This window comes from Nocardia sp. NPDC059764, assembly GCF_042732555.1.
Taxonomy (GTDB): Bacteria; Actinomycetota; Actinomycetes; order Mycobacteriales; family Mycobacteriaceae; genus Nocardia.
Genome location: NZ_JBHWHH010000021.1, coordinates 1 through 7695 on the forward strand (window position 1 = coordinate 1; position 7695 = coordinate 7695).

At 68.8% G+C, this 7695-nt stretch carries 2 protein-coding genes and 1 pseudogene; 1 reads left to right on the plus strand and 2 read right to left on the minus strand.

Annotated elements, in window-relative coordinates:
* Both ACFV4K_RS06905 and ACFV4K_RS06910 read right to left on the minus strand, forming a co-directional pair.
* A partial coding sequence (locus ACFV4K_RS06905; protein WP_379272731.1) for a type I polyketide synthase occupies positions 1 to 6061 on the minus strand: 6061 nt, incomplete at its 3' end.
* A gap of 9 nt (positions 6062 to 6070) precedes the next feature.
* Positions 6071 to 6250, minus strand: a pseudogene (locus tag ACFV4K_RS06910) (hypothetical protein); the annotation flags it as partial.
* Here ACFV4K_RS06910 and ACFV4K_RS06915 point away from each other — a divergent pair.
* Entirely contained in the window at positions 6237 to 7661 is a 1425-nt protein-coding gene (locus ACFV4K_RS06915) for an RNA-guided endonuclease TnpB family protein (protein WP_379272712.1), read from the plus strand. The pseudogene ACFV4K_RS06910 and the gene ACFV4K_RS06915 overlap by 14 nt on opposite strands.
* Positions 7662 to 7695: the final 34 nt, after the last annotated feature.

Sequence of the window (7695 nt, forward strand, 5' to 3'; positions counted from 1 at the left end):
CTTCCAGCCAATCGTCGACCGCCGCGGCGACCTGATCCGAGCCCTCGTGCAGCATGGCGAAGTGGTTGGCATCCACCTGGACCACGTGATGGCTCTCGTCCCACGGCTGGGCCTGCCACGCCATGAAGTCCTCGGGGACTCCGGGAATCCGCTGTGCGCACTGGAGGAACAGGGTGGGCGCGGTGATCTTCCCGGGCGCGATTCCGCGGAGCACCTGAATGTACTGGCCCATGGCGGTCAACCGGGCGGGGTCGAATCGATCGAAGGCGGCCTCGTTGGTCACCATGTTCTCGGCGACCGGCTTGAGAATCCACTCACTGCCTTCGCCCTCGCCCACCCGGTAGCTGTCCACCAGCACCACTCCCATCGGCGCGGGTCCGCCGAGAGCTTCCAGCCGTTCGGCGACGCTGTAGGCCAGGACCCCGCCGGAGGAATATCCGAACAGGATGAACGGCCGGCCCTCGGCGGCGTCGAGGATGGGCTGGAGCAACGCCTTGGTGGCCGCGGCGTAGTCGGTGGGCACCGGCTGGCCCGCATGGGACCCCATCGGTGCGAGGCCGACCACGTCGCGGGCGGTCCGCAGTTTGCTTGCCATTCTGGCGTATTGGCGCACACCGCCGGCCGCCATCGGCGGGGCGATGCAGATGATGCGCGGCGTGGCGGCGCCGTCGGTCAATCGGATGAGCTCCGGTTCGACGTCCAGCTCGTCGTTGGCGGTGAACTGGTCACGCATCTGCGCCGCCAGGTGCAGGAGCAGGAAGGCGACCGAATACTGTTCCCGCCCCACCGCGGTGCGGAACATTCCGTACAGCGAGTCGTCGGCGACACCCTCCTGGCGATCTCGTTCGGCGGCCGCGTTGACAGCGTTCGCGAGGGCGCCGGCGCCTTCCGCCAATTTCTCGTCCAGTTGTTTGGCGAGAATCTGGGGCGTCGGATAGTCGAAGACGAGGGTGCCGGGCAACTGCACGCCGGTAGCGTCGCGGAGCGCGTTTCGGAATTCGACCGCGGTGATCGAGTCGAATCCCATTTCGCCGAACACATTGTCGACCTCGATGAGGTCGACATCCGCGTAGCCGAGCGTCGCGGCAGCCTGCTTGCGCACGAACTCCACGAGCAGCGGAAGCCGCTCGGCGGACGGCAGGCCGACCAGATCCAGCAGCGGTGACGGCTTCTCGCGCTGTGCCGAGATCGGTACCAGCCCGCGGACCAGGGCGGGTACGTGCTCGGCGCGCGTGCGGAGCACGGCTCGGTCGACAGGTAGCGCGGCCAGCTGGGCGATGCCGGAGGTAACGGCGGCATCGAACAGCGCCAGTCCGTCGGATTCGGACAGCGCCGGAAAGCCCTGTCGCCGCATCCGTTCGAAATCCTCGTCCGACAGTTCCGTGCCCAGACCGGTCGATCGTTCCCACAGGCTGTAATCGATCGACGTGGCCGTCCACCCGGCCGCCCGGCGATAGGTGGCGAGGGCGTCGAGGTACACGTTGGCCGCCGCGTAGTTGGCCTGCCCGGCGGCCAGCACCAACCCACCGGCGGAGGACACCAGGACGAACAGCGACAGCGGCTGGTCACTCGTGAGCTCGTGCAGATGCCACGCGGCGTCGGCTTTGGGCGCGAACACGGCATCGATGCGGCCGCTCGTCATCGATTCGATCAGGCCGTTGTCGGCGACGCCCGCCGCGTGCACGACACCGGTCAGCGGGTGTTCGGACCCGATCTCGTCGAGCAGTGCTTTCAGCGCGTCTCGATCGGAGACGTCGCAGGCGGCGACAGTCACCTGCGCACCGAGTTCGGTCAATTGGGCGCACAACGCGTCGGCGCCGGGAGCTTGCGGCCCCCGCCGGGACGTCAGCACCAGCCGCCGCGCACCGTATTCGGTGACCAGGTGCCGGGCGAACAGCGCCCCCAGCCCACCGGTGCCGCCGGTGATCAGCACGGTGCCGGTGTCCAAGGGCTCGACCGGCTCGCGGCTCGTCTCGGTGAGCTGATGCGGAACCAGGCGCGGCACCAGGATTTTCGCGCCGCGCCGCGCGCCCTCCGGCTCCGTCGCCAGGGCCGCGGCGGCGGTGACGACGGCGGCCGGATCGTGGTCGGCGGCACCATCGAGGTCCAAGAGCTGGAACCGGTGCGGATGTTCGGCCTGGGCCGCGCGCACCAAACCCCAGACCGGCGCCTGCGCCGGGCGCACCTGCTCGTACTCGCTGGTGGTTACCGCGTCGCTGGTCAGGATCACCAGGCGGGCCTCGGCGAATCGGGGGTCTCCCAGCCACTGTTGGACGGTGGCCAGCACACCGTTCAATGCCTCGCGGGCGGCGTACGACGACGCGTCGCCGGTATCGGCGCAATGGAGCAATACGAGCTCGGGGACAACAGCTTCGGCGGCCGCGTCGAGTTCGGCGATCAGCGTCGTGAGATCGGGGTAGCCGGGTACCTCCGCCGAACCCGGCGCACCGATGACCGCTGTGCGGGCCGGGGCGGCCGAACCGGCGGCGGCCGACGTCGCGGCGATCCACTCCACCGTGAACAAGGCATCGGCCGCCCGGTCGGCGCGCAGCCGGTCCGCGGACACCTGACGGGTGTCCAGCGAGTCGACCGACAACACCGGGCTGCCGGTGCTGTCGGCCAGCCACAGCGTGAAACGGTTGTCGTGCACCCGGATTCGGACCCGGGCGGCACTGCATCCGGCCGCGTGCAGTGCGACGCCACGCCAGCTGAACGGCAGTGCGGGCGCGTCGTTGCCGCCAGCGCGCATGCGATCCACGATGAGGGCGTGCATCGCCGCGTCGAACAGTGCGGGGTGGAGGCCATAGCCTTCGGCGGCCTCCGGATCCGGCAGGGCCACCTCGGCGAACAGCTCGTGACCATCGGCGCCGTGCTCGCCGCGTCGCCACATCGCCCGCATGCCCTGGAAAACGGGGCCGTATCCGTACCCGGCATCCAGCATCTCGGTGTACGCGTCGGCGACGTCGATCGCCTCGGCGTCGACCGGAGGCCAGACGGCGAGATCGAAATCGGGCCGGACGTCGTCGGCGGTGAGGTCGCCCTCCGCGTGCAACGTCCATGCGACGGCATCCGGCTGGCGCGAGTGAATCGTGATGCGCCGTCGACCGGAATCATTCGCCGCGCCGACCACCACCTGCACCGAAACTCCGTCGTGGGTGGGCAGTGTCAACGGCGCGTGCAGGATCAGCTCGTCCACTCGCGCGTGACCGAGCAATCCGCCCACATGGGTCGCCAACTCGACGAAACCGGTGCCCGGCAGCAGTGCCGTACCGAGCACGCTGTGATCGGCCAACCATCCGATCGAGTCCACCGACCATCGGCCGACGAAGCTCACCCCACCCGAATCGGGCTGCGGGACAACAACTCCCAGTAGAGGATGGGAGACGGGATCCAATCCTGCGGCATCGGCTTCGGCGGCCAGCCACGTCGTCGACAGATACCGCTTCGCATCGAGCCAGAACCGCTCGCGTTGAAACGCGTAGGTGGGCAGGTCGATCGGTTGCGCGCCGGGATGGAACGCGGGCCAATCCGCCTCCGCGCCCGACACGAACAACTTCGCGACCGCGGCCGTCACCGTGGCGGTCGAGGCCTCCTCACGGCGCGCCACCGCGACCGCGACGGCGCCTTCGGCGTCCACGGTGCCCGCCACCATCGGCGTGAGGACCGCGTCCGGCCCGATCTCGGCGAAGCGCACCACACCCGCGTCCGCCATCGTGGTCACCGCGTCGGCGAACCGCACCGTGGCGCGGACCTGACGCACCCAGTACGCGGGGTCCGACATCTCATCGGTCACCCGAGCGCCGGTCACGGTCGATACCAGCGGAATGGTCGGCCGGGCGAAGCTCAAGCCCTCGACCACCGCGGCGAACTCCGCCGACATCGGATCCATCAATCCGGAATGGAAAGCGTGCGACACCCGTAGACGGCTTGTCCGCCAAGACTTCTCGGCGAACACCTCGATCAGCGCGTCCACCTCGGTCTCGACGCCGGAGACCACCACCGAGGTGGGGCTGTTCACCGCCGCGATCGATACGCCGCCGGTCAACAGTGCGGCCACGGCGGATTCCGGCGCTCCCACCGCGACCATCGCGCCACCCGCGGGGAGCGCCTGCATCAACCGGCCGCGTGCGGCCACCAAGGCACAGGCGTCCGGGAGCGACAGCACTCCGGCGATGTGCGCGGCGGCGATTTCGCCGATCGAGTGGCCCGCCACCAGGTTGGGGCGCAGACCCCACGCCTCGAGCAGGCGATACAGTGCGACCTCGAAGGCGAACAGTCCGGCTTGCGCGAAGACCGTCTGGTTGATCAGATCCGTCGCGGTCAACGCCTCCACGAGCGAAACCGGCTGGTCGAGAAGCGGATTCAGCTCGGCGACGACCTCGTCGAACGTCGCCGCGAAAACCGGGTGCGTACGCAGCTGCTCGGCCATACCGGCCCACTGCGCACCCTGACCCGAGAAGACGAACCCCGTCGAACCCGAAGCCGCGCGTCCCGACACCACACCGGGTACGGAGTCTCCGCGCCCCAATGCCTCGATACCCGACAGCAGTTCGTCGCGATCGGCGCCGAGGACCACCGCTCGATGGCCGAGCGTGGCGCGGGTGGCGGCCAGGGAGTATCCGACATCGTGTGCTGCGACGGCGTTTTCGCGGACATACGACCGCAAGCGAACGGCCTGTTCGCCGAGCGCACGGGCACTGGCGGCGGACAGCACCCAGGGCATGACCGCCCCGGCGGGCTCGGCCGGAGTCGTCGCGGCGGCGGGCGCCTGTTCGAGGGCGGGAGCCTGTTCGAGGATGACGTGTGCGTTGGTGCCGCTGATGCCGAATGACGACACGCCCGCGCGGCGTGGGCGATCGAGCAGCGGCCACGGCACCGGTTCGGTCAGCAGCCGCACCTCACCCGCGGACCAGTCGACCTTGGTCGATGGCCGGTCCACGTGCAGCGTGCGCGGCAGTGTTCCGTGCCGCATCGCCATCACCATCTTGATCACGCCGCCCACGCCCGCGGCGGCCTGCGCGTGTCCGATGTTCGACTTCAGCGACCCGAGCCACAGCGGCCGTTCCGGGCCGCGATCGCGGCCGTAGATGGCCAGCAGCGCCTGCGCCTCGATCGGGTCGCCCAACGTCGTTCCGGTGCCGTGTCCTTCGACCGCGTCGACGTCGGCGGCGGAGATTCCGGCATTGGAAAGTGCCTGCTCGATGACGCGCCGCTGCGCGGGGCCGTTGGGCGCGGTCAGCCCATTGGACGCGCCGTCGGAGTTCACCGCCGAACCGGCCAGCACGGCGAGAATCCGGTGGCCGTTGCGCTGCGCGTCGGACAGTCGTTCCAGCACCAGCACACCGGCGCCCTCCGCCCAGCCGACGCCGTCGGCGCTGTCGGAGAACGACTTACAGCGGCCGTCGATGGCCAGTCCGCGTTGCCGGCTGAACTCCACCAACGTGTCCGGGCCCGCCATCACGGTCACACCGCCCGCCAGGGCCAGCTCGCACTCGCCCGAGCGCAGTGCGGCGGCGGCCGAATGCATGGCCACCAGCGAGGACGAACATGCGGTGTCGACGGTGACCGACGGTCCCTGGAGTCCGAAGGTGTAGGAGATCCGGCCCGACGCCAGCGATCCCGCGTTCGCGTTGGCCGGGTAGTCGTGGTACATCATGCCGACCCAGACGCCGGTCGCGCTGCCGCGCAGGGTCGCCGGGTCGATTCCGGCGCGTTCGAATGCCTCCCAGGAGGTTTCGAGCAGGAGGAACTGCTGCGGATCCATGGTGGCCGCTTCGTTCGGGCTGATCCCGAAGAACGCGGGGTCGAAATCGCCTGCGGTGTGCAGGAATCCGCCGGATCGGGTGTGGGAACGGCCGGGTTGTTCGCCGGTCGGGTCGTAGATGCGTTCGATATCCCAGCCGCGGTTGGCGGGGAGGTCGGTGGTGGCGTCGACGCCGTCGGAGACCAGTCGCCACAGGTCTTCCGGTGACTCGACACCGCCGGGGTATCGGCAGGCCATGCCCACGATCGCGATCGGCTCCCGCAGCGCGGCGTCGAGCTTACGATTGTGCGCCCGCAACCGACTGGTTTCCTTCAGAGAGGCCCGGAGCGCATCAGCGAGTTTTGCGGTGCTGTCGTCGAAATTCGTCATATCGCGTTCAACCTGTCTATGAACTGATCGTTGGTGCTGGCAGGTTCGGGTCGGTGACGGGGTCACCGGTTTCTGTCGGTGGCCTGTGCCACACTCGCCGGTGATGAGCAGGCACATCACCTTCCGCTACTGCCTCGACGCCACTGTCGAGCAGCAACAGGCGCTTACCCGGCACGCCGGGGCAGCGAGATTCGCTTACAACCAGTGCCTGGATATGGTGAAAACCGCGCTGGCACAGAGGAAAATCGAGCCTGCCCATCCGGTGCCGTTCACCGCGTTCAGCCTCATCAACGCCTTCAACGCGTGGAAGAAGTCCGAAGACGCTGGGCGGGTATTCGTCGTCGACCCCGCCGGGGACATCGAGGTGATCGTGACCGGGCTGCGGTGGCGGGACCAGGTCTACCAGCAGGTGTTCGAAGAAGCCGCCGTGAACTGTGGGCGCGGCTTGGCCGCTTGGTCGGACTCGCGGTCCGGGAAACGCACCGGTCCGTGGGTGGGGTTTCCACGGTTCACATCCAAAAGCGGTGCCATCCCATCGTTTCGGCTGCGAAACAGACACCCACGCGGTGGCCGGGCAGCGATCCGTGTCGGTGACGATGCCACGCCCCGGTCGGTGACCCTGCCCGGAATCGGCACGATTCGGGTGCGCGAGGACACCCGCCGCCTGCGGCGGATGCTCGCTGGCGGGCGGGCGAAGATCCTCAATGCCACCATCACCCGGCGGGCGGGTCGCTGGCAGGTCAGCTTGTCGTGTGAGGCCGCCGATCTGCACCCGGCCCGCCAACATCGGACCCGCGCTGTTGATGACCTCGACGGGTGGGTGGGCATCGATCGGGGGTTGTCGGCGTTCGTTGTCGCCGCCACAGCCGACGGCCACGAGGTAGCCCGCATCACCGCACCCACACCGCTGAAGAACGGATTGCCACGCCTGCGGCGGTTGTCGAAAGCGTTGTCCCGTAAGGAGAAAGGATCGGTCAACCGCGCCCGGGCGGCTGCCCGCCTTGGGCGGCATCATCATCGGATCGCCAATACCCGTCGCCATTTTCTGCATGGTGTGGTCAACGAGCTGGTCAAGACCCACGACCGGCTCGTTGTCGAGGACCTGCATGTGGCGGGGATGCTGCGCAACCGTAGGTTGTCGCGGGAGATCAGCGACGCCGGGTGGGGCGAGTTCGCTCGCATCCTGGACTACAAGCTCAGCTGGCGCGGCGGAGAAGTCATCACCGCCGACCGCTGGTTCGCGTCCAGCAAGACCTGTTCGGCGTGCGGCGGCCTCAACACCACGCTCACGCTGGCCGATCGAATCTTCACCTGCGGGTGCGGGTTTCGCGCTGATCGGGATGTGAATGCGGCGATCAACCTCGCCCTGTGGGCGCGCGCACGAGACCCTCATCGATCCCCGGACCCCCAAGCAGGAGGCCGGGCTACCAACGCTCGCCGACGGGAAGGCGCTGGCCGGCACCCTTGTGGTGTCGGTGAAACCGTCCCGGTAGGCGCGGGAACCGACGCTCACGCCCTGGTGGTGTGAGCCGACGACGCCCGAGAAGGGCGCTGTGGGAATA